General features: G+C 39.3%; 24 protein-coding genes and 1 pseudogene. 18 read left to right on the top strand and 7 right to left on the bottom strand.

Translation table 11 applies throughout. From position 1 onward, the window contains the following. Positions 1-164 precede the first annotated feature (164 nt). Genes SM123_RS06450 through SM123_RS06440 form a run of 3 tightly spaced genes read left to right on the top strand, consistent with a single transcriptional unit; the run spans position 165 to position 1,338 of the window. Positions 165-365 carry a helix-turn-helix transcriptional regulator gene (locus SM123_RS06450; protein ID WP_003003382.1) on the top strand — a complete coding sequence of 67 codons (201 nt, stop codon included), beginning with the start codon at positions 165-167 and terminating at the stop codon, positions 363-365. Then, positions 352-870 (top strand): DUF3278 domain-containing protein, encoded by a 519-nt coding sequence (locus SM123_RS06445; protein WP_037615666.1) that lies wholly within the window; start codon positions 352-354, stop codon positions 868-870. The genes SM123_RS06450 and SM123_RS06445 overlap by 14 nt, the downstream gene beginning before the upstream one ends. A gap of 24 nt (positions 871-894) precedes the next feature. Continuing rightward, positions 895-1,338 carry a GNAT family N-acetyltransferase gene (locus tag SM123_RS06440; protein WP_407073122.1) on the top strand — a complete coding sequence of 148 codons (444 nt, stop codon included), beginning with the start codon at positions 895-897 and terminating at the stop codon, positions 1,336-1,338. A 278-nt stretch (positions 1,339-1,616) separates the two neighbouring features. Here SM123_RS06440 and SM123_RS10280 read toward each other — a convergent pair. From SM123_RS10280 to SM123_RS06425, 4 genes and pseudogenes are all read right to left on the bottom strand, one after another. Further along, positions 1,617-1,754: pseudogene (locus SM123_RS10280) on the bottom strand (CPBP family intramembrane glutamic endopeptidase); the annotation flags it as partial. 125 nt (positions 1,755-1,879) lie between these two features. Beyond that, positions 1,880-2,593, bottom strand: a complete 714-nt coding sequence (locus SM123_RS06435; protein WP_320909262.1) for an ABC transporter permease — start codon at positions 2,591-2,593, stop codon at positions 1,880-1,882. Further along, the gene (locus SM123_RS06430) at positions 2,590-3,405 is read right to left on the bottom strand and encodes an ABC transporter ATP-binding protein (RefSeq protein WP_320909261.1); all 816 of its coding nucleotides are present in this window, start codon (positions 3,403-3,405) and stop codon (positions 2,590-2,592) included. The genes SM123_RS06435 and SM123_RS06430 overlap by 4 nt, the downstream gene beginning before the upstream one ends. Continuing rightward, complete coding sequence (locus SM123_RS06425) at positions 3,402-4,205, bottom strand: MerR family transcriptional regulator (RefSeq protein ID WP_320909260.1); 804 nt, start codon at positions 4,203-4,205, stop codon at positions 3,402-3,404. The genes SM123_RS06430 and SM123_RS06425 overlap by 4 nt, the downstream gene beginning before the upstream one ends. A gap of 128 nt (positions 4,206-4,333) precedes the next feature. Between SM123_RS06425 and SM123_RS06420 the strand changes: the two genes are divergently transcribed. The 15 genes from SM123_RS06420 (at position 4,334) to SM123_RS06350 (ending at position 18,000) form a co-directional block, all read left to right on the top strand. Continuing rightward, the gene (locus SM123_RS06420; RefSeq protein WP_320909259.1) at positions 4,334-5,353 is read left to right on the top strand and encodes a DNA/RNA non-specific endonuclease; all 1,020 of its coding nucleotides are present in this window, start codon (positions 4,334-4,336) and stop codon (positions 5,351-5,353) included. Positions 5,354-5,472: 119 nt separating this feature from the next. Next, positions 5,473-5,649 carry a hypothetical protein gene (locus tag SM123_RS06415; protein WP_320909258.1) on the top strand — a complete coding sequence of 59 codons (177 nt, stop codon included), beginning with the start codon at positions 5,473-5,475 and terminating at the stop codon, positions 5,647-5,649. A gap of 392 nt (positions 5,650-6,041) precedes the next feature. Further along, a complete protein-coding gene (locus SM123_RS06410; protein ID WP_320909257.1) occupies positions 6,042-7,793 on the top strand; it encodes a glycoside hydrolase family 13 protein in 1,752 nt (583 codons plus the stop codon). Positions 7,794-7,895: 102 nt separating this feature from the next. After that, the gene (locus tag SM123_RS06405) at positions 7,896-8,414 is read left to right on the top strand and encodes an RDD family protein (protein ID WP_320909256.1); all 519 of its coding nucleotides are present in this window, start codon (positions 7,896-7,898) and stop codon (positions 8,412-8,414) included. A gap of 60 nt (positions 8,415-8,474) precedes the next feature. After that, the gene (locus tag SM123_RS06400) at positions 8,475-8,918 is read left to right on the top strand and encodes an 8-oxo-dGTP diphosphatase (protein WP_320909255.1); all 444 of its coding nucleotides are present in this window, start codon (positions 8,475-8,477) and stop codon (positions 8,916-8,918) included. A 220-nt stretch (positions 8,919-9,138) separates the two neighbouring features. After that, positions 9,139-9,999: a MerR family transcriptional regulator gene (locus SM123_RS06395; RefSeq protein WP_320909254.1), complete on the top strand. Its 861-nt coding sequence runs from the start codon at positions 9,139-9,141 to the stop codon at positions 9,997-9,999. A gap of 150 nt (positions 10,000-10,149) precedes the next feature. Beyond that, the gene (locus tag SM123_RS06390) at positions 10,150-10,461 is read left to right on the top strand and encodes a hypothetical protein (protein WP_003006843.1); all 312 of its coding nucleotides are present in this window, start codon (positions 10,150-10,152) and stop codon (positions 10,459-10,461) included. Positions 10,462-10,623: 162 nt separating this feature from the next. Further along, entirely contained in the window at positions 10,624-11,400 is a 777-nt protein-coding gene (locus tag SM123_RS06385; protein WP_227038537.1) for an Ltp family lipoprotein, read from the top strand. 160 nt (positions 11,401-11,560) lie between these two features. Continuing rightward, on the top strand, positions 11,561-12,448 hold the full coding sequence (locus SM123_RS06380; protein WP_003003357.1) for a DUF4300 family protein: 888 nt from the start codon (positions 11,561-11,563) through the stop codon (positions 12,446-12,448). Between the two features lie 3 nt (positions 12,449-12,451). Further along, positions 12,452-12,868 carry a hypothetical protein gene (locus SM123_RS06375; RefSeq protein WP_320910002.1) on the top strand — a complete coding sequence of 139 codons (417 nt, stop codon included), beginning with the start codon at positions 12,452-12,454 and terminating at the stop codon, positions 12,866-12,868. A gap of 22 nt (positions 12,869-12,890) precedes the next feature. After that, positions 12,891-13,646, top strand: coding sequence for a CPBP family intramembrane glutamic endopeptidase (locus SM123_RS06370; protein ID WP_320909253.1), 756 nt, complete (start codon positions 12,891-12,893; stop codon positions 13,644-13,646). Continuing rightward, entirely contained in the window at positions 13,643-14,398 is a 756-nt protein-coding gene (locus SM123_RS06365) for a CPBP family intramembrane glutamic endopeptidase (protein ID WP_320909252.1), read from the top strand. The genes SM123_RS06370 and SM123_RS06365 overlap by 4 nt, the downstream gene beginning before the upstream one ends. A gap of 157 nt (positions 14,399-14,555) precedes the next feature. Next, positions 14,556-15,227 carry an ankyrin repeat domain-containing protein gene (locus tag SM123_RS06360; RefSeq protein ID WP_320909251.1) on the top strand — a complete coding sequence of 224 codons (672 nt, stop codon included), beginning with the start codon at positions 14,556-14,558 and terminating at the stop codon, positions 15,225-15,227. A 187-nt stretch (positions 15,228-15,414) separates the two neighbouring features. Beyond that, positions 15,415-16,935, top strand: a complete 1,521-nt coding sequence (gene glpK / locus SM123_RS06355) for a glycerol kinase GlpK (RefSeq protein WP_320909250.1) — start codon at positions 15,415-15,417, stop codon at positions 16,933-16,935. 300 nt (positions 16,936-17,235) lie between these two features. Beyond that, a complete protein-coding gene (locus tag SM123_RS06350; protein WP_320909249.1) occupies positions 17,236-18,000 on the top strand; it encodes a (S)-acetoin forming diacetyl reductase in 765 nt (254 codons plus the stop codon). Between the two features lie 114 nt (positions 18,001-18,114). Here SM123_RS06350 and SM123_RS06345 read toward each other — a convergent pair whose 3' ends face one another. The 3 genes from SM123_RS06345 to SM123_RS06335 form a co-directional block, all read right to left on the bottom strand. Next, positions 18,115-18,357, bottom strand: coding sequence for a type B 50S ribosomal protein L31 (locus SM123_RS06345; protein WP_003016441.1), 243 nt, complete (start codon positions 18,355-18,357; stop codon positions 18,115-18,117). Between the two features lie 161 nt (positions 18,358-18,518). Then, positions 18,519-18,776 (bottom strand): hypothetical protein, encoded by a 258-nt coding sequence (locus tag SM123_RS06340; RefSeq protein WP_320909248.1) that lies wholly within the window; start codon positions 18,774-18,776, stop codon positions 18,519-18,521. A 12-nt stretch (positions 18,777-18,788) separates the two neighbouring features. Then, entirely contained in the window at positions 18,789-19,103 is a 315-nt protein-coding gene (locus SM123_RS06335) for a hypothetical protein (RefSeq protein ID WP_320909247.1), read from the bottom strand. Positions 19,104-19,121: the final 18 nt, after the last annotated feature.

Genomic DNA, 19,121 nt, shown 5'->3' with positions numbered 1-19,121 from the left:
AGAAATCACAACGATAGCTACAGAAGTCTATCGTTTTTTAATGCTTTTAAAGTTGAGAAAATAGTTTTAGGAAACGATGTCAAATATACTTGACATCCAGCAACTAGTATTGTAAAATAAATGTATCAAATATATTTGACACATTTACATTTAGGAGGTGCCAAGTGAACCGTGTGAAAGAATACAGAGTCAATCTTGGTCTTTCTCAATTGGCTTTGGCAAAAAGTATTGGAGTTTCCAGGCAAACGATTAATATGATTGAGAATGGGAAGTATAACCCTTCCCTAGATCTCTGTATCAATCTAGCAAAAGAGCTTGGGACGGATTTGAATTCTTTATTTTGGAGGATCGATGATGATGAATAAAAACTGGCAATTGAAATGTGTGAAAGCTTTCTACGATATTACAGGTGAGCTTGACGAATACAAGGAAAAAGAATTGAGTACTTTTGGGAACAACATGTACATGCTCTTTATGTCGGGAATTATCCTTGGATTCCTGCTCAGTTTCATGTTTAATACGGATTATGTCAGTGTGATCACGTTTTTAGTATTTTGCTACTCCCTGTACCAACAAGAGCAAGTGATTCATCGTTTGGAACTCGACATCTATGAGGTTTCAGAAGATGAAGTAGGAGAGGCAAAGAAAAAGATGCTAAAAAGAACTTTCCTTCAAACCTTGATTGTGATGGGACTAGCTATTTTTGTTGCGATTGGTCTTTGGAGAACAGGATTGCTACAAGAAAATAAGATAAGCTTTGAAATGTATTTCACTTTTATTTTCCCTCTTGTCATTGGGCTGATTACCATGATTAGTTTCTTGAGTAATTTCATTGCAAATAGAAGAAAAATCAAAGTGATCCGGGATTAGATCCATCAGAAATAAGAACAAGTCATGATGAATAGAATAGTAGACGAACAGATAACGCTTATTCCTTATTATAGGAATGATGACATTTCCCTTCTTTGGTATCAAGATAGTGAGGTTTGCAAACAAGTAGATAATACTGATCAGATTTACGATCTAACAAAACTTCATAAAATGTATGATTACCTAACTTCACACGGATCTTGCTATTATATCCAATATGAGGGAGTGTTAGTTGGAGATGTGACACTTCAAGATAACTCGGAACTTTCTATAGTGATCAGCAAAGAGTATCAGAATTTACAGATCGGAAGACGATGTGTTTCTGAAATGATACAGCTGGCGAAAGAACAAAAAATGGTAAAGGTCTCTGCACAAATATATCCTTTTAATACTCAAAGTCAAAGAATGTTTTTGGCTTTGGGATTTCAGAAAGTAGATGAAGAGTGGTATGAATTTAAGTTGATATAGAACAGTTGTATATTTCCATATATATTAAGAATGTAATCTGCTGTTTATAAAATAATGTTCATGAAAAAGGAGATAAAGGGTACCTACTGATCCATGGACAAGAGTTTTGTTCAGAAATCTAAAAATGAAGAGAACACCAACAGATGATATTTTGTTGGTGTTCTCTTTATGTGATTTTACATTCTATCTCGTTTTTTTGTTTGCAACAAGTTAGATAGACAGTTTGTAAGAAGAATTCAAACTCAAAATTTTGTACAATTAATGAAAGCTTTTCCCCATTATAATCTGTCCACAGTTCTATTACGTATATGTATTGCAATCGGTGTGATGATTAGGTATAGCAAGGTCAAAATGATAAAAAATCCGACATCGGCATCCAAAAATACATAAACTATATTAAATCCAAAATGCATGAAAAAAATGACATAGAGTAACCTAGTTAGAAACCACTAAAAACAGCAAAGCGACGAGATCAGAAACAATCTCGTCGCTTTTTTCTTTTTAAAGTAAATGCTGCCATGGAATCATTTCAGGCACTTAGTTAGATTTTTTGTTTATTCAACAGGAGGATACATGATATTATTGCAATGCAAGATACAAGAATCAGATACCAGAGATTTTCAAGACTACAACCATTTTCTAGCATCAATCTATATCCCCAATAAGCTGGGAAAACTTGTCCTATTACTTGGAGAAAATCAGGCAGTAAGGTGATAGGAAACATGATTCCTGAGAGCATAATTGAGGGTAAAAAGACAAGTTGTGCTATCATGGTCAGCTTTGCTTGATTTTTTACAGTAAGACCCAGTATACTTCCGATACTCAACGATACAAAAATATAGATAGCTAGTGCGAGAAAGAATAAGGGAAGTTGACTCGGTAGACTTGCGTTAAATAAAATTGGAGCAAGTAGTAGGATCACCATGCAGGTCATTGTCAAATGAACAAAGGCAGAAAGAACCATTGTCACCAATCCTAAGTGAATAGGTACACCATTTGCTTTATAAATCTTTTTTATGTTGCTTCCGTATGTTTCAATCAAGGAAGGCGGTAAACCGAGAAAGGCTCCCATTGAAACACTCATGACAATCATTGACTGTATAAGTGTGCTACCCATTTCAGGCATAACGGAAGTAAAAATACCACCCATGAGAAGAAAGAAAATAAGCGGTACAATATAGTAAGTAACCAAGAGAGACTTACTTCGTATGTCCAATTTCCACTGTAATGTTAGGCTATATAAAAACCCAGTCATTTCAAACCCCTCCTTGCCATTTCGATGAAATGCTGCTCCAGTGTGCCACGATCAACCTTGATATCCAATATCTGGATATTTTTCTGTTTGCATTCTTCCAATAATGAAATCAAGGTATCCTCGATTGTATCTGTTTCATATGTTTCCTCTCCTTTTTGTGTTTTTAAATGGATGAAATATTTTCTTCCAAGTTTTTCTGTTAGTTCTGAAGGAGTACCACAAAAGGCAATCTTTCCGCGATTCAAAATGGCAATGCAGTCACATAGGGTTTCAACTTCTGCCATATCGTGACTTGCCAAGACGATTGTCTTTCCCTGTGATTTGAGCTTTTGGATTTGTTCGTGGAGGGATAATCTTCCTTCAACGTCAAGTCCCGCTGTCGGCTCATCGAGAAATAGAATATCGGGATTGCCGATAAGTGCAAGAGCAAGATGTAGTCTTCTTTTTTGCCCAGTAGATAATTGTATGTATTGCAACTGTTCGATTTCTTTTATGCCAAGAGTCTTTAGCATGGTAGCATCAATGTTTGTATGATTCCATTTTGCAAAAAGCTTTATAGCTTCCATCGGTTTGATATGGGCGGGTAGAGAGGCGGACTGTAGTTGAATTCCGGTTTTCCCGTTTACAACTATAGTGCCTTCATCATATTTTCTCAGGCCTTCGATACATTCAAGAGTTGTTGTTTTACCAGCTCCGTTCACACCGAGCAGAGCAAATATTTCTCCTTGTTTGATTTGAAAATCGAGATCTCTAAGAATCAATTTGCTACCATAACTTTTCTTTAATCCAGAAATCTTTATCGCGTTTTTCATGGTTCCACCTCTTCAAAGGGATTTGTTCCAAGCCGTGAAAAATAGACTTGTAAGGCGGGTCCTATATAATCATTGACGATTTTTTGCTTTTCTTCCCAAGCGTTTGAGGCGGTGTCAATAGTACCAACTTCCATCAACTTCGGAAGCATGCTCATATCACCATTTGTAAACTCCATAATCAAGCCCCAATATTCTTTCACAACTTGTTGGCTTTGTTCGCTTTCAGATGGTACGTTTTCTTTTTGAAGTTCCACGATTTGATCACTTAGGTGGTTCAATCTGTTCATAAAGTCTAGTCCACTTTTTTTGTCAAAACGATTGCGTATCTGGTCGAGTGTATCATCATCAAAGCGCTTAATGAGAGAGTAGGAGTCATTCTTCATCTGTAGATTGACAATGATGTCTGCATACTTCTTAAAATTGACCGTTTGTATTTGTAAAACTTCGGCCTTTAGCTGCTCTAGTGCGGCCAAAGAATCCTTAAGTTGTACTATATTTTTACGAATAGTATCTGCCTGCTCTGTAAGAGCTTTAGCAACATCATCAGGTGTTTTTAAAGAGATCAAACGCTCCTTGATATCCTTGAGAGAAAAACCCAGTGATTTTAAAGACAATATCTGGTGGAGCAGCACTAAATCTTTATCAGTATAAAGTCTGCGACCACCCTCACTTTCTGCCGATGGGGAAAGTAGCCCCTCTTTATCGTAGTATTGTAGAGTACGGATGGTAACGCCCATTTTCTTAGCAAGTTCCCCAACTGTCATAAATCCTTCCGGAATTGCTCTATATTTAACCATCATTACCCACCTCCTCATCTCTATTATACATCGTTACGTAAGGTCATGAACAAGAGTTTTTTTAAAAAATATTTATTTGTAACCGCTTTTTTCTGCTATAATAATACTAGATAGTAATGCGGGAGTTTATTATGGTTACAAAACGGTTTTTGAAAAATGTCATCGTTGGGATAGTCGCGGTTTTCATGTCCTTAATCTTTGTTCAAGGGGCTCAAGCTCAGCAAACTGGACTCGATTACCAAAGTCTTAACCTGCTCCCTTTTACTGGTAGCAAGCAGCTCGTTTTAGGTGAGTTTGATCATTTAGGTCGTGCGACTTCAGCTCATATACAGTTACAAGACAAGGATGAACCAAAGCAGAAAAGAGAGCCGCGGCTTACCTACAATCCAGTTGGCTGGCATAATTATAAGCTGTCCTATGGAAACAAAGGGAAGAAGGCCTGGTTGTTCCATAGAGGGCATCTGGTCGGCTATCAATTTAGTGGCTTGTCTAATGATGGGAAAAATTTAGTTCCCTTAACTGCATGGACCAATACGGGGAATTATAAAGGGACGGCGGATAGCAATGTGGAGGGCATGCTCTACTACGAGAAACGACTCGATAGCTGGCTATCCACCCACCCCAATTATTGGCTGGACTACAAGGTGACTCCGGTCTATACGGGGGATGAATTAATTCCTAGACAAATCACCTTGCAGTATGTAGGGATTGATCAAGAAGGTAATTTACTCCGTATAAACCTAAGAAGTCCTAAAGAATCAGTTGATGCTTATGGGATTACCACCGTTACCTTAGACAACTACTCTAAGAATGCAACGATTGATTATCTGAAGGGAACAGCTAAGCCGTCCTTGGTGCCAACGGAGCCAAGTAGTCAACCACAACCTGCCAGTCCTCCTGTCGAGACCCAACCAAGTCAAGCTCCTCAACCGAGTCAAGCAGTAGAACCAGCTCAGCCAGTTCAACCTGTGGAGCCTACAGAACCAAGTCGTCAATTGGCTCCAGTAGTATATGTAGCAAGAAATGGGAGTGCGGATGTTTATTGGTATTCTTTGGACAGTATGCCTCGCAATACTAATTTTTCTAAGGTTGTTCAAATGTCAGAAGAGCAAGCGCTAAATCTTGGAAAGAGGCATACAAGTAAGGAATGAGTATCAGTTATTTTGATAATGAGAAAGCCCAATCGCTGGGCTTTTTGTGTAGGGTAAGTACTAAATAGGAGAACTAAAATGATTGAAAATATGCTATAATAATAGGACGGAGGTAGAATATGACCTTAGATGTAGATAAAGAAAAAATGATGATTATGGGTGTGGTTTTTGACAACAAAAAGGTTTTTAAGAGTGTCTGGTTTGCCCTGAGCACCAATATGATTGAAGGATGGCATCCCACGGTAGAAGACGTGGAGCGACTGAGAGAAGAGGCCATTCTGGAAAGTGCAAACTAGAATGGCCTGTTTTTGAACTATACTTGTAGGTTTAATTTTCTGATTGTATGAATAATTGCGTTAGTAAATGTTAAAAATACGAATAACACTTGAATTATCTAGTAAAGACTGTACAATATAATTAATAGGACCGCCCACCTCTCTTTGATGTGACAAGGCGGACATTTTGTATAAAAATATTGAAATAACTATTTAAGAATAATTCCACCAAGATCTTTAAGCCCAATTGTTGGGCTTTTTGTGTGCAATACAATTATAAAAAGTGAGGAATCTAAAATGATCTCTCAGAATCTTGCAAACGTTTTTATAAAGTAGTATACTAGAAATAGTTTATGGAATCGTTTGCATAAAATGGTAAATGATAAAAGAGAGTATAGTAGGAGACGAGACAGATGGAATTAACAGCGATTTATCATCGGCCTGAATCGGAGTATGCCTATCTTTATAAAGATGGCCAGCTCCATATTCGCATCCGGACCAAGAAAGAAGATATCAAACGGATTGTCTTGCACTATGGGGATCCCTTTATTTTTATAGAGGATCTTTATGAGGCAACTAAGGAAATGGACAAGGTGACGACAGACGACCTCTTTGATTATTGGCAAGTGTCGGTATCTGTCCGCCATGCCCGGATCCAGTACCTCTTTGAATTAGAGGACACAGCGGGAGAGAAGGTCTTGTATGGGGATCGGGGTGTGGCAGCCTACACCAAGGAGAACCTGGACTTTGTCATGAACGGCTTTAAGCTTCCTTTTATCCATGAGATTGATGGGTGTGCTGTTCCAGATTGGGTGGCGCAGACGGTTTGGTACCAAATCTTTCCTGAGCGCTTTGCCAATGGGAATCCAGCTATTTCGCCAAAAGGCGTTCGCCCTTGGGATGCCTCTATTGCTCCTCAAGTATTGGATTTCTTTGGTGGAGATTTGCAAGGGATCATCGATCATCTGGACTACTTGCAGGAGTTAGGGATCACAGGGCTCTACCTTTGTCCTATTTTTGAGTCTCCAAGCAACCACAAGTACGATACCATTGATTATTTTGAAATTGATCGACATTTTGGTGATAAGGAGACCTTCCGCCAGCTAGTGAAAGAGGCCCATGCGCGTGGGATGAAGATTATGCTGGATGCCGTCTTCAACCATATTGGCTATGATTCACCCCAATGGCAGGATGTGGTCAAATACGGGGAGGATTCGATTTACAAGGACTGGTTCCATATCAAAGAATTCCCTGTCTCCTCAGAAAATCTGTGGAATAGTCGCGACTTGTCTTACCATGCTTTTGCCTTTGCAGGCTATATGCCTAAGCTCAATACGGCTAATCCAGAGGTGAAGGCTTATCTCTTGAAGGTGGCGACTTACTGGATTGAAGAGTTTGATATCGATGCTTGGCGTCTGGACGTAGCCAATGAGATCGACCATCAATTCTGGCGAGATTTCCGTAAGTCGGTCCTGGCCAAGAAGCCGGATCTCTATATCCTCGGGGAAATCTGGCATTCGTCCCAACCTTGGCTTAAGGGCGATGAGTTCCATGCCGTGATGAACTATCCGCTCTCTGAAAGTATCAAGGATTATTTCCTACGGAGGCATAAGGAGACCCAACGCTTCATTTGGGAGATCAATAGCCAGTCTATGTACTACAGGCAACAGATCTCTGAGGTCATGTTCAACCTCTTGGACTCGCATGATACAGAGCGCATCTTGACGACGGCCAAAGGCGATCTTCAGTCTGTCAAGTCTGCCCTCGCCTTCCTTTATCTGCAACGCGGAACGCCGTGTATCTATTATGGAACGGAACTAGCCCTCATCGGTGGCCCAGACCCAGATTGCCGCCGTGTCATGCCTTGGGAACGCGTGGCAGCGGACAATGATATGCTGAACTTTATGAAGGACTTGATCCAACTCCGAAAAGAAGTGGCAGGAATAATCCAGCATGGTAAAGTAAGCTTGGAAGAAGTAGAGCCAGATGTAGTAGCAGTAGAATGGCAGCATGAAGGCCATCTTCTCAAAGCCTACTTTAACCACTCGAAGAAAGCCTTTGTCTTAGAAAGAGGACAAGCAGATCTGATCAGTCATGGGACCATTTCCGATGATCGAATGGTTATCCAACCAAATGGCTTTGTTATTTATAGAGAAGATTGGTAAGAAATAAGCCTGGAATCGAAAGATTGCGGGCTTCTTTTATAAATAGTATCTTTATTCGTGCCCTTATATTATAATAGGAGATGAGAAAGGGGAGAGACAGTGATGAAGATGTTAGCAATCAATCCTATTTCGTTTAGAAAAAGAATGACAGAATTTCTGTTTGATTATCTTTTCATTCTAGCTTATTTAGTACTTCTGTTTTTAGGTTCGATGCTTATTTACATTATCTTTTTTAAAGGTGTCCCAGAGTTTACAGAGATTCAGTCGCAGTGGCTTGTATTTTTTACCTCTGTTTTGCCAATCACGCTCCTGTTCACATTCTTGGATTATAAAAATGATGGCAGTTTTGGGAAGGTAAAAGCGGGACTGGAACTGGTCTACCAGAAAAAAACAGTGCAGGCTAGCTTGATCAGAAACGTCATCAAATTTTTACCTTGGCAAATTGGTCATATGGGCACGATTCATGGCTTTTATAGTGATTTTGATGGGTTATCCATTATCCTTTCTATTTCAGCGACTTTACTCGCAGTTTTGCTACTAGCAATGACGATATTTAGGAAAGATAAGAGGCATCTAGGAGACTTGCTAGCTCATACGCAAGTCCAACCAAAAAAAGAATAGGGTACAGATTGTTTATCCTATCCTTAAAGAAAAAGACAAACATAGTTAGGAAGTATCTGTATGAATGAGACTGTTGAGTTTACAAATCTTTGTATGGTAAGAGATGGCGATAGAGTTCTTATTATTGATCGTAAAAAAGAGGACTGGCCAGGCATAACCTTTCCTGGTGGTCATGTCGAAGCAGGAGAATCATTTACGGAAGCAGTGATCCGTGAAGTGAAGGAAGAAACTGGCTTAAAGATTGCTTCTCCCCAGATGTGTGGAATGAAAGATTGGGTGGAAGACGGGATTCGTTATGTAGTTCTCTTTTATAAGACAGAAAAGTTTGACGGAGACTTAATATCCTCTGAAGAGGGTGAAGTCTGGTGGGAGAACCTGAAAGAATTGCCAAATCTAGACCTCTCCTTAGATATGGAGGATATGCTTCGTATTTTTCTTGAAGAAGACCTGTCTGAATTTTTTTACTACCAAGATGGAGGAGATTGGAAGTACGATTTAAAGTAAAATTAAATGCTGATACTTCTAATAATTAACTTAATAATTTTTTTAAGTAGCTAACCCAATGGTTGGCTGTTTTTCTTTTTTAATGACTGATTTATTCGTGGAAGCTTGTTATAATAGGAAATGAAAGTGATTTGAATAATGATCGTCTTCTGTTTATAAGGTAAAGGTTGACATGCCCCTTGGGGACAGGAGTATCATATAGTAAAGGGGGTGCAAGATCATGTTAAGAAATGATATTCAAAGAATAACAGGTTTAACTCGAAAAGCACTAGAATACTATGAAGAAAAAGGTTTTATTCATCCTCGGAGGTTAGAAAATGGGTATAGAGAATATTCGGAAAAGGATGCAGAGATTTTGAATAAGATTGCATTGTTTAAAAAATTAGGGCTAACCATAACAGAAATAAAGGACTGTCTGAAGACAGATGGGGCTACTGCATCTATTTTTCTCAGAAGAAAAGAGCAGGAACTAGAAAGTGATAAGAAACGGAAAGCAGTGTTCGATCTCTATATCAAAGGCGAAGACACGGATCTGATCAATGAAAAACTTACGGTCATCGAAGCTGAGGACTCCATTTATAAGAGACTCGAAAGAGCATTTCCAGGATACTTAGGTCAATGCTTATTTGCTGCCTATCAACCTTTTTTACAAGAGCCTTTGTCAAAAGATGGAGAAGAGGCATTTGAGAAGTATATTCAATATTTAGATAGCCTTCCAACCTTTGAATTAAGCAGAGAAGAACAGTATTATATTGATGAACTCAGTTCTAGTTTTAATATGCAGACCCTAAAAGACGTTAATGAAGCCAAGATAGCTGCGGTAGAAAATTATGAAAAGTGGCATAATGAAAATAAGGACACAATTTCTATTTATGATCGCTATTTGAACAGTGATGATTACAAAACAAGTCCAATGAAAAATATTCAAGATCAACTGAAAACATTTTTGATGGACCATCACTACTATGAGGTCGCTATTCCGCTGATTAGACAATTTAGTAAGAGTTACGATCATTATTATAAAAAACTAACTGAGGCAAGTGACTATTATTTAAAGCAAAAGGGTGATGCTCCACAGTAAATCGGAAATTAATATCCTTCATAAGATTTTACGATTAAGAGATAGAGTGAGGGATGACTTGCCCTTGCTCTATTTTTCGGTTCCTTTAATTGTACTTTTCTCTACATAGGTGTATAATATGTCCTTAGATAAACAAATGAGGAATTTACTATGGAATTAAAAGATTTTACAGAAAAAGAACAAGAACAAATCAAGCAAGGATTGAGTACAGCTGAGATTTCTGATAAAGAAGCAGCGAAGAAGTTGCTCGCTTTAGTCCCGCAAGAATGGATCAAGCGTATTCCATTCTTTGTCAGAGGGCATGCGACGACCAAGACAGTTGAGCGTGTAGCCAAGCAATACCCTGAACTTTATGCAGTGGCCAAACGTCAAGGGGATCTTCCTGAAAAAGAAGGAGAAGAGCTCCGCAAGATTATGACAGCCATCTTTGAAGAAAAGATGAACAAACACAAGATCAAATAATCTTTTATAACACTTTGTTATTTTTTATCTCACAAATGAACGAGTGATTGCAGTTGAACTATTGCAGTCGCTTTTTTGTTTACTAGTATGAAGACTTTTACATTAGTTAATAAAAAAGAAGAATATTTCATGATATAATACTAATGAAAGTAGTTCAAGAGGATGAAAGATTCCATTGGAGAAAAACAAGCAAAGGTATTCATTATGAAAAAATTTGTTATATTTATTTTTACGATGTTTGGATTGATGGTAGGAATGTTAGCTTTGATGGCAATTGAGTATCAAATAAGTTATAATAAATGGATAAATTCACGTTCAGGATCACAGCTGACTAAACCTGTACAAAAATACTCTTCTTCAACTGATGGAAATAAGGATGATTTTGAATCATCAAAACAAGAATACGCTTCTTCAAGTGACAAAAAAAATAAGGATGATTTAGAATCATTAATGAATATGTTTAAGAAAAGAGTTTATCCTTTACCTTTACTAGATGCAGAATATACAAGTGCATATGCAACAGCTAAAGAATTTTTAAAGAAATCTCCTTTATCGATGCAGCAAATTAAAAATGATCTTACTAAGAATGACAGGTATTCAGAAGATGCTTCCCTGTATGCTATCGATAAGCTTAATATAGACTGGAAAGAGCAAGCACTTTTAAAAGCAAAATCATATCAAATGTATCATTATTCAAAAGAAAAGTTAGTTGATCAACTTATAAAATTTGATCTATTTACTCAAGAAGAGGCTGACTATGCTGTGGAGCAAGGTCATTTTGATTGGAAAGAGGAAGCTGTTAAAGCAGTGGAATCTTTTGGAAGCGGTGGCAACTATTCGAAAGAAAGATTATTAGAAAAACTTGTTGAAATAAGAAAGTTTACTCAAGAGGAAGCGGAGTACGCAATAGAACATGCCAAAATAGATTGGTCTGATTAAACGATAATTTTAATTTTGATTTTTGTTACTTATAAACTTTTCTCATTTCGTAAAAAATAGTTGGAGCAAAGCTAGTTTTAAACTATAATAGAGGAAAAGGATTATCGATATGAAAAATTTATAGAACAAACATTTTAATCAATAGAGAAGGAACCAGTTTATGAAACCATCTAAAAAATTCATGCTCCTTACTAGCTGTGCCTTGGCGATCTTTGCTTTAGTGGCTTGTAGTAGCAACCAAAAGCAATACAAGGAAAAGCAGGCAAGTTCCACTGTACAGAAATCTAGTTCAGATAAGGAGCGCTACAAGGGAAGCTACAGCAACCTCAACAGCAAGGCGAGTGTCGAAGAAGTGCGGACTCTCTTGTCTGCTTATTTGGATCAGGACAGTGTAGATAAATTTTTGGGTCTGGTAACAGATTACGATAGCATTGTCGGCTCGGTCGGCTTAACGGGTGACTTCAGCACCTTCAAGAAAACAGACTACAATGTTGAGAAGATCAGTGACTTGTGGACCAAGAAAAAGGGCGATTTCGTCGGGACCAACTGCCGGATCAATAGCTATACTCTTCTGAAGAATCGCATCGAGATCCCTAAGATGAAAGCGGATAGTGAACTCTTGTTCGTGGACAATGATGCCATTGACAAAGGCAAGGTCTTCGATGAGGCAGACAAGGAAGCCTTTAACATTCTGTATTCACGGGTTCCGACAGAGGCGACAACGGATGTCAAGGTCCATGCCAAGAAGATGGAAGAGTATTTTTCTCACTTCAAGTTCAATGAAAATGCGCGCATGCTTTCTGTTATAGTTCATGATAACCTGGATGGAAATACCCTTTTTGTCGGCCATGTCGGCGTTTTAGTTCCTGCCAAGGACGGCTATCTCTTTGTTGAAAAGCTAACCTTTGAAGAGCCCTATCAAGCCATCAAGTTTGCGACCAAGGAAGATGTCTACAAATACTTGGAGACCAAGTACCAAGACTACACAGGCGAAGGTCTAGCTAAGCCCTTTATCATGGATAATGAAAAATGGGTTGAGATGAAGTAGATGATGAAAGACAGCGTGTTAGAATTTAGAAAGATAATGGAGTATGCTCCGATTCTATATGTGCTCATTTTCTTGCTCGTTTTCACTGTTTTCCTTTTCCTGAGAAGAAGGGCAATCGTGAGACGGAGTAGTGGTCCCTTCTTTGCTCCCTTCCATATTAACCGTGGCATCTTCTACATTCATGTGCCTTTGTGTTTCAGTCGGCGAATGATCCCACTGAAAGAGATCAAGCAAATCACCTATGCAATTTTTCGTGGACGATCTGGTGGTGGGAGTCGCTATGCTTTCTATATCGAGCTTAGAAATGGAAAGACTATTCCCTTCTTTTTTGGAAAAAGTAAGCGGAATGAAGAGCTAGTGAATAAACTCAAACGAAATGCTGGCAGGTATGGGTTTAAGGTAGATAGCACTGGAAATTAATTGAAAGAAAAAGGAATCACGAATGAATAGAAAGCAAGCCCTATCCATGTATTTGATAGGAACCTTTGGTCAAGTATTAGGAGTCAGCCTTCTGGTTTGTTTTTTAAGAGCAGGAGGAGTCAAGGTTGATTTTACATCATCATTGGGGATCATCGCTGTTGCTTTAGCTGGCTTATCATCTGCTTTTTGGGGGAGTCTTGCTAGTATTGGCTACCATCAATCTAGTTTCAAACAAATTCTAAAAGATTTTTTTCAAGTCAAAGACAGTTTGGTTAATTATTGTTTGGTACTTGTTTTCTTGCTACTCGACTTTTTACCTTTTATCTTTGGCGGTAAGATCACCACTCAATCGTTGGTCTTGCTAGTAGGGCTTTTTTTCAAGGCTCTTCTTTTTGGTGGAGTTGAAGAAATTGGCTGGCGTTATTTCTTTCAACCAACTTTGCAGGAAAAAATACCTTATTTTTCAGCTACTTTGATCACCTTTTTAGCCTGGTCTAGTTGGCATCTTTTCTACTTCTACATCGATGGTTCTTTAGGTGTCATTCAATTGTTTCCGTTTCTAGTAGGTCTGCTAACTAACTGCTTTATCTTATCGGCCTTGTATCATAAAACGCAAAATTTATGGCTCTGTGTCATGACCCATGCCTGCATCAATTCCTTGTCTCAGATTCTAGTGAATGAAGAGGTATGGCTATCTATCGTCAGTAAAATTCTTATTATTAGTTTAGCAATCATGATTGCAAGAAAGAAGTATGTAACTGTAAAGGAAGAAAAATGAGCAAATTTATTTCAAAACAATCAGTCGCTATCTGGTATGCATTGACTGCTCTCCTTGCTACAGTTCTAGTAGGGCAAGTTATTCTTTGGTTTTTCCCAGATAGGACTAGTATGGGTGCCTCACTACTATTTATCCTAATGAACTTGATTCCCATGATTGTGGCTGCTGTCTTTTCTCTGGTGTTGAGTGAAGTCAACTCCTTGGGTGAATTTTTCAAAAAGGTCTTTCTTCAAAAAGAAAGTTACCTATCTTGGATCCTAGCTTTCTTCATCCCCGTCATCTATTATGGGATTTCCATCCTGCTTATGAACGTTCGCTTTACTGGGAACTCCCTCTTGGCCTTCTTCCTTTATTTCCCCTGGACCTTATTATATGGAGGCCTAGAAGAAGTCGGTTGGCGTTGGTTTTTACAAGATCATCTTTCCTTTAGTAAGCACTTTATACCTAAAATGATGGTTCTTTCCATTGTCTGGTTCCTCTGGCATATTCCTATCTATCAACTCCCTTGGATTACAGCTGGCTCGTCCAACTATCTCATCTTTTACCTGATGATTTTAGGGAATACCTTCCTATTTGGAGCACTTAGGGAGTACTCGAAAGGAGCTGTCCCTTGTATCCTCGCTCATATGCTAATTGATAGTCTGGCTGTCCTTATGCTGGTTCAAAGTTCTCTTCCTCAGATTATCCTTCTGGTTAGTTTCGAAATCCTAGTAGCCTCTTGGCTGGTGGCTGCACGAAAATCAGAGAAATAGAATTGTACCTCTTTCGGTGGGAGTCTGTCATCTTTAGCCTTTAGGACTTCAATGTAGAGTCTATAAAATGCTATAATCAGTTTAACGAAGATGCTAGAGTTAGGATCAAAGTATCAACATAGTGTTATTTTTATCTATAATGAGAGGGGGAAAGACCATGCAAAAAACCTTTCAGCTGTTGCGAAGAGGAGATCTAGAGGCCGTCCGTCAGATATTGGACAAAAAGCCTGAAGAAGTCAATGCTGTTTCGGGTGACAAACCTAAAAGAGATCAGGGACAGTCGCTTCTTCAAGTCGCTATCAAATCGGGACATTTAGATATTGCAGACTTACTTATTGATAGAGGAGCAGATCTTAACTTTATTGAAGAGCCGACAGAGCTGAATCCATTTTGTCAACCAGTCCTCCAAACAGCGGGTGGACGAGCTGTATTTGACTGCAGGCGCATGATCAAACGTTGGAATGGCCAATATGAGATGTATTCGTCTAAGGAAAAAGCTGACAAGTCTTTCAAGGTTTTTGAGAAAATGTTGGAACTTGGGGCCGATATCTCTCAGAAGGACAGCCATGGTGGGACTTTGTTGCAAACTATTTTAATTGAAACCAAGGAAGTGCTGCCATCTTATTATTGGAAAACAAAAGAAACCAGCGATAATGTCCTCATAACGGATGAATTACGACATGATTTAAATCGTATTTATGATCTATTAATTCGTTACGGTGTGACTGCGGACGAAATAGCTGTCTATCAGAAGATTCCTCTCAAAGAACTTTACCAAGACAGCCCTACCATGGAGTTCTTAAATCGGTTAGATCAGAGCAGATCTTGATAAGCATTTGAACTACTAGTTAAAAGAGCCTCAGGGCTCTTTTTGCTTGGTCTGATAGAGCTGGAAGTACTAGGAAAATGTTAGACCGAATTTTCTTTAAAAAATGGATACAAATCCATGATGAAATAGAGTATACTAGTTGATGAAAGAACAAGATTTTTAAGTATCGAATTCAGGAGGGCAGTTTATGTCTCAAGAAACTTTCATCATGGCGATTGACCAGGGAACAACTAGTTCGCGGGCTATCATTTTTAATGAAAAAGGCGAGCAAGTCAGCTCTAGTCAAAAGGAATTCACTCAGATTTTTCCGCAGGCTGGTTGGGTGGAGCACAATGCCAATGAGATTTGGAACTCGGTGCAGTCGGTGATCGCTGAGGTCTTTATCGAAAGTGGCATCAAGCCAAATCAAATAGAGGCGATCGGCATTACCAATCAACGGGAGACGACAGTTGTTTGGGATAAGAACACGGGGCTTCCTATTTACAATGCCATTGTCTGGCAATCACGGCAAACTGCTCCAATGGCTGAGGAACTTAAAAACCAAGGCTATGTAGAAACCTTCCATCAAAAGACAGGTCTAGTTATCGATGCCTACTTTTCAGCGACTAAAGTTCGTTGGATTTTGGACCATGTTGATGGGGCGCAAGAGCGTGCGGAGAAGGGCGAATTACTTTTTGGAACCATTGATACTTGGCTGGTCTGGAAGCTGACGGATGGAGCTGCCCACGTGACAGACTATTCCAATGCTGCCCGGACCATGCTCTACAATATTAAAGAGCTGAAATGGGATGATGAGATTTTGGAAATCCTCAACATTCCTAAGGTAATGCTTCCTGAGGTGCGGTCAAACTCTGAAATCTATGGTAAGACAGCGCCTTTCCATTTCTACGGTGGACAAGTGCCGATTGCAGGGATGGCGGGGGACCAGCAGGCTGCTCTCTTTGGCCAATTGGCCTTTGAACCTGGGATGGTCAAAAACACTTATGGAACTGGATCTTTCATCATCATGAATACGGGTGAAGAGATGCAGTTATCAGAGAATAACCTGCTGACGACGATTGGATATGGGATTAATGGCAAGGTCTATTACGCCCTTGAAGGATCTATCTTTATCGCTGGAAGTGCCATTCAATGGCTTCGTGACGGTCTGCGTATGATCGACAGTTCTCCTGAATCTGAAGCTTATGCTCTGAAGTCTCAGAACCAGGATGAAATCTATGTGGTTCCTGCCTTTACTGGTCTTGGAGCGCCATATTGGAATCAAGAGGCGCGTGGTTCTGTCTTCGGACTTACCCGGGGAACGACCAAGGAAGACTTTATCAAAGCAACCCTTCAATCCATTGCCTATCAAGTACGCGATATCATCGACACCATGCAGGTAGATGCCAAAACTCCTATCCCTGTCCTAAAAGTAGACGGAGGAGTAGCGAAAAATGATTATTTAATGCAGTTTCAGGCAGATATTCTTGGAATTGCAATTGCTCGCGCGAAAAATCTGGAAACAACGGCTTTAGGAGCGGCCTTCCTAGCAGGTCTGACAGTAGGCTATTGGAAGGACTTGGAAGAATTAAAATCTCTTCATGGAGCAGCCCAAATCTTTGAACCAAAGATGGATGAAGCTCGTAAAGAGGATCTGTACAAGGGGTGGAAGAAAGCAGTCAAAGCCACTCAACCACTGCGTCTTGCTCGACAATCCAAAAATAATTGAGAGGCTAGGACTTGTGTCCCAGCCTCATGTAGTTTTTACAGAATAGAACAATAATCCGTTTTGGCTAAAAGCTATATTCTATTTCTCGTTCCAGTTCATTTATCACTAAATAAAAATATCATATAAATAAACTATTTTTTTAAAAAAATAGGCTAGAGATTGAAATATTTTTCACAAAAGAGTATACTGTTAGCATAGTTTTGTCGGATATTTATAAAAGACCCCATCAAAACTAGTTGTCAACCCTTGCTGTTCTGATAGGAACGTTTGCTGGTATCGTTGATACCAAGGAGGAATCATATGTCTAAAGTAGCTATTGTCACAGGTGCTGGTCAAGGAATTGGTTTTGCAATCGCAAAACGCTTGGTACAAGATGGCTTTAAGGTTGGAGTATTGGACTACAATGCTGAAACAGCTGAAAAAGCAGTTGCTGAGTTGTCCGCAGAAAATGCTTTTGCGGTCGTTGCTGATGTATCCAAACAAGCAGAAGTAGCTGCAGCTTTCCAAAAAGTTGTTGACCATTTTGGAGATTTGAATGTTGTCGTGAACAATGCAGGTGTTGCGCCAACTACACCACTTGATACAATTACAGAAGAACAATTTACACGTACATTTGCTATTAACGTTGGTGGCGTGATTTGGGGTGCTCAAGCTGCACAAGCTCAATTCAAAGCGCTTGGCCATGGCGGAAAAATCATCAATGCAACTTCACAAGCAGGTGTTGTAGGTAACCCTAACTTGACTGTTTATGGTGGTACTAAATTTGCAGTTCGTGGTATCACACAGACTTTGGCGCGTGACTTGGCGGATTCAGGCATCATTGTCAATGCGTATGCACCAGGTATCGTCAAGACTCCAATGATGTTTGACATTGCCCATGAAGTTGGTAAGAACGCAGGTAAAGATGACGAATGGGGTATGCAAACATTCGCTAAAGATATCACTTTGAAACGTCTTTCAGAACCAGAAGATGTAGCAGCAGCGGTTAGCTTTCTTGCTGGACCTGATTCAAACTACATCACAGGCCAAACCATTATCGTGGATGGTGGAATGCAGTTCCATTAAGATGAAAAAAGAGGTTGGGATCAATGTCCTAACCTCTTATTTTGTGCATTCACAATAAAAGAAACAGAGATCAAAAAAACCACTCCCGAAAGGGAAGTGGTTCTGTGTTGGTTCTTATTTGAGACCGTATTTTTTGTTGAAACGATCCACACGTCCATCTGCTTGAGTGAACTTTTGACGTCCAGTGTAGAATGGGTGTGAGTCTGATGAAATTTCAACACGGATCAATGGGTAAGTTTCACCTTCGAATTCAACTGTTTCGCTAGAGTACTTAGTTGAACCGCTGAGGAACTTGTAACCAGTAGTAGTGTCCATGAAGACAACAGGGCGATATTCTGGATGGATATCTTTTTTCATTTTGCAATATTTCCTTTCTGCCATGGTCTCTTTCCGAGCCATAGATTGTTACTAAGCTAGTGTACCAAATTTCCAGGATCTTGACAAGTATTTTCACTAATTTTATTTAAATTAATGATCAAAAAAATCACCCTAGCTATGCTAAGGTGATGATCATCTTATTATTGTTCAGATTGATTTGGATCTTTTGGTGCTTCTACTGGTTGATCAGCTTGTCCTTCAGTATGTTCGTGTGTTTCTTTTTTGATTTCATCTACAGCAGTTTTTACAGTAGAAGTTGTCACGCGTCCAACAGATTGGGCAAATCCTTTACCAGATTCAGCAAGTTCTTCGAAGGTTCCTTTTGTGATTTTACCACCTGACATCGCCAAGAGACCAGTTACAACAATAGCGATGCTTGCAATTAAAGCAAGGATCAAACCAAAGCCAATTTAAACGCCATAACCATTGAAGTCAACAGCGTATTTGTTCACACCGAAGACATCGATCAATGTTACGATAGTTGAGAGAGCTCCTGCTACGATAACACCAATTGCAAAACCTTTTGGTAGTGAAGATTTTACATCGTTCAAGCAAGCAAGGACAATCGCAACGACTGCGAAGATAATAACGAACCATCCATCTCCGCGAAGGCCATTCCAGCTGTATGAACCAAAGGCACCAGCATTCAGGCTTGCCCATGGCAAGAAAGAGCTAAGAATCGCTACCGCAGCAGAGATAATGATAAACAAACGATTTTTTTCCATAATAAGTCTCCTTAAAAT

The organism is Streptococcus sp. S5 (assembly GCF_034134805.1).
GTDB lineage: Bacteria > Bacillota > Bacilli > Lactobacillales > Streptococcaceae > Streptococcus > Streptococcus lingualis.
Note: the sequence above shows the minus strand (reverse complement) of the source record. Positions and strands in the feature narration are given on the sequence as shown.

Coding starts and splice junctions, on each gene's coding strand:
- SM123_RS06345 (WP_003016441.1), bottom strand. CDS start 18,357: ATGAAAAAAGATATCCATCCAGAATATCGCCCTGTTGTCTTCATGGAC.
- glpK (WP_320909250.1), top strand. CDS start 15,415: ATGTCTCAAGAAACTTTCATCATGGCGATTGACCAGGGAACAACTAGT.
- SM123_RS06400 (WP_320909255.1), top strand. CDS start 8,475: ATGAATGAGACTGTTGAGTTTACAAATCTTTGTATGGTAAGAGATGGC.
- SM123_RS06350 (WP_320909249.1), top strand. CDS start 17,236: ATGTCTAAAGTAGCTATTGTCACAGGTGCTGGTCAAGGAATTGGTTTT.
- SM123_RS06390 (WP_003006843.1), top strand. CDS start 10,150: ATGGAATTAAAAGATTTTACAGAAAAAGAACAAGAACAAATCAAGCAA.
- SM123_RS06435 (WP_320909262.1), bottom strand. CDS start 2,593: ATGACTGGGTTTTTATATAGCCTAACATTACAGTGGAAATTGGACATA.
- SM123_RS06445 (WP_037615666.1), top strand. CDS start 352: ATGATGATGAATAAAAACTGGCAATTGAAATGTGTGAAAGCTTTCTAC.
- SM123_RS06365 (WP_320909252.1), top strand. CDS start 13,643: ATGAGCAAATTTATTTCAAAACAATCAGTCGCTATCTGGTATGCATTG.
- SM123_RS06370 (WP_320909253.1), top strand. CDS start 12,891: ATGAATAGAAAGCAAGCCCTATCCATGTATTTGATAGGAACCTTTGGT.
- SM123_RS06380 (WP_003003357.1), top strand. CDS start 11,561: ATGAAACCATCTAAAAAATTCATGCTCCTTACTAGCTGTGCCTTGGCG.
- SM123_RS06410 (WP_320909257.1), top strand. CDS start 6,042: ATGGAATTAACAGCGATTTATCATCGGCCTGAATCGGAGTATGCCTAT.
- SM123_RS06440 (WP_407073122.1), top strand. CDS start 895: ATGATGAATAGAATAGTAGACGAACAGATAACGCTTATTCCTTATTAT.
- SM123_RS06385 (WP_227038537.1), top strand. CDS start 10,624: ATGAAAGATTCCATTGGAGAAAAACAAGCAAAGGTATTCATTATGAAA.
- SM123_RS06405 (WP_320909256.1), top strand. CDS start 7,896: ATGAAGATGTTAGCAATCAATCCTATTTCGTTTAGAAAAAGAATGACA.
- SM123_RS06375 (WP_320910002.1), top strand. CDS start 12,452: ATGAAAGACAGCGTGTTAGAATTTAGAAAGATAATGGAGTATGCTCCG.
- SM123_RS06430 (WP_320909261.1), bottom strand. CDS start 3,405: ATGAAAAACGCGATAAAGATTTCTGGATTAAAGAAAAGTTATGGTAGC.
- SM123_RS06335 (WP_320909247.1), bottom strand. CDS start 19,103: ATGGAAAAAAATCGTTTGTTTATCATTATCTCTGCTGCGGTAGCGATT.
- SM123_RS06360 (WP_320909251.1), top strand. CDS start 14,556: ATGCAAAAAACCTTTCAGCTGTTGCGAAGAGGAGATCTAGAGGCCGTC.
- SM123_RS06425 (WP_320909260.1), bottom strand. CDS start 4,205: ATGATGGTTAAATATAGAGCAATTCCGGAAGGATTTATGACAGTTGGG.
- SM123_RS06415 (WP_320909258.1), top strand. CDS start 5,473: ATGACCTTAGATGTAGATAAAGAAAAAATGATGATTATGGGTGTGGTT.
- SM123_RS06395 (WP_320909254.1), top strand. CDS start 9,139: ATGTTAAGAAATGATATTCAAAGAATAACAGGTTTAACTCGAAAAGCA.
- SM123_RS06420 (WP_320909259.1), top strand. CDS start 4,334: ATGGTTACAAAACGGTTTTTGAAAAATGTCATCGTTGGGATAGTCGCG.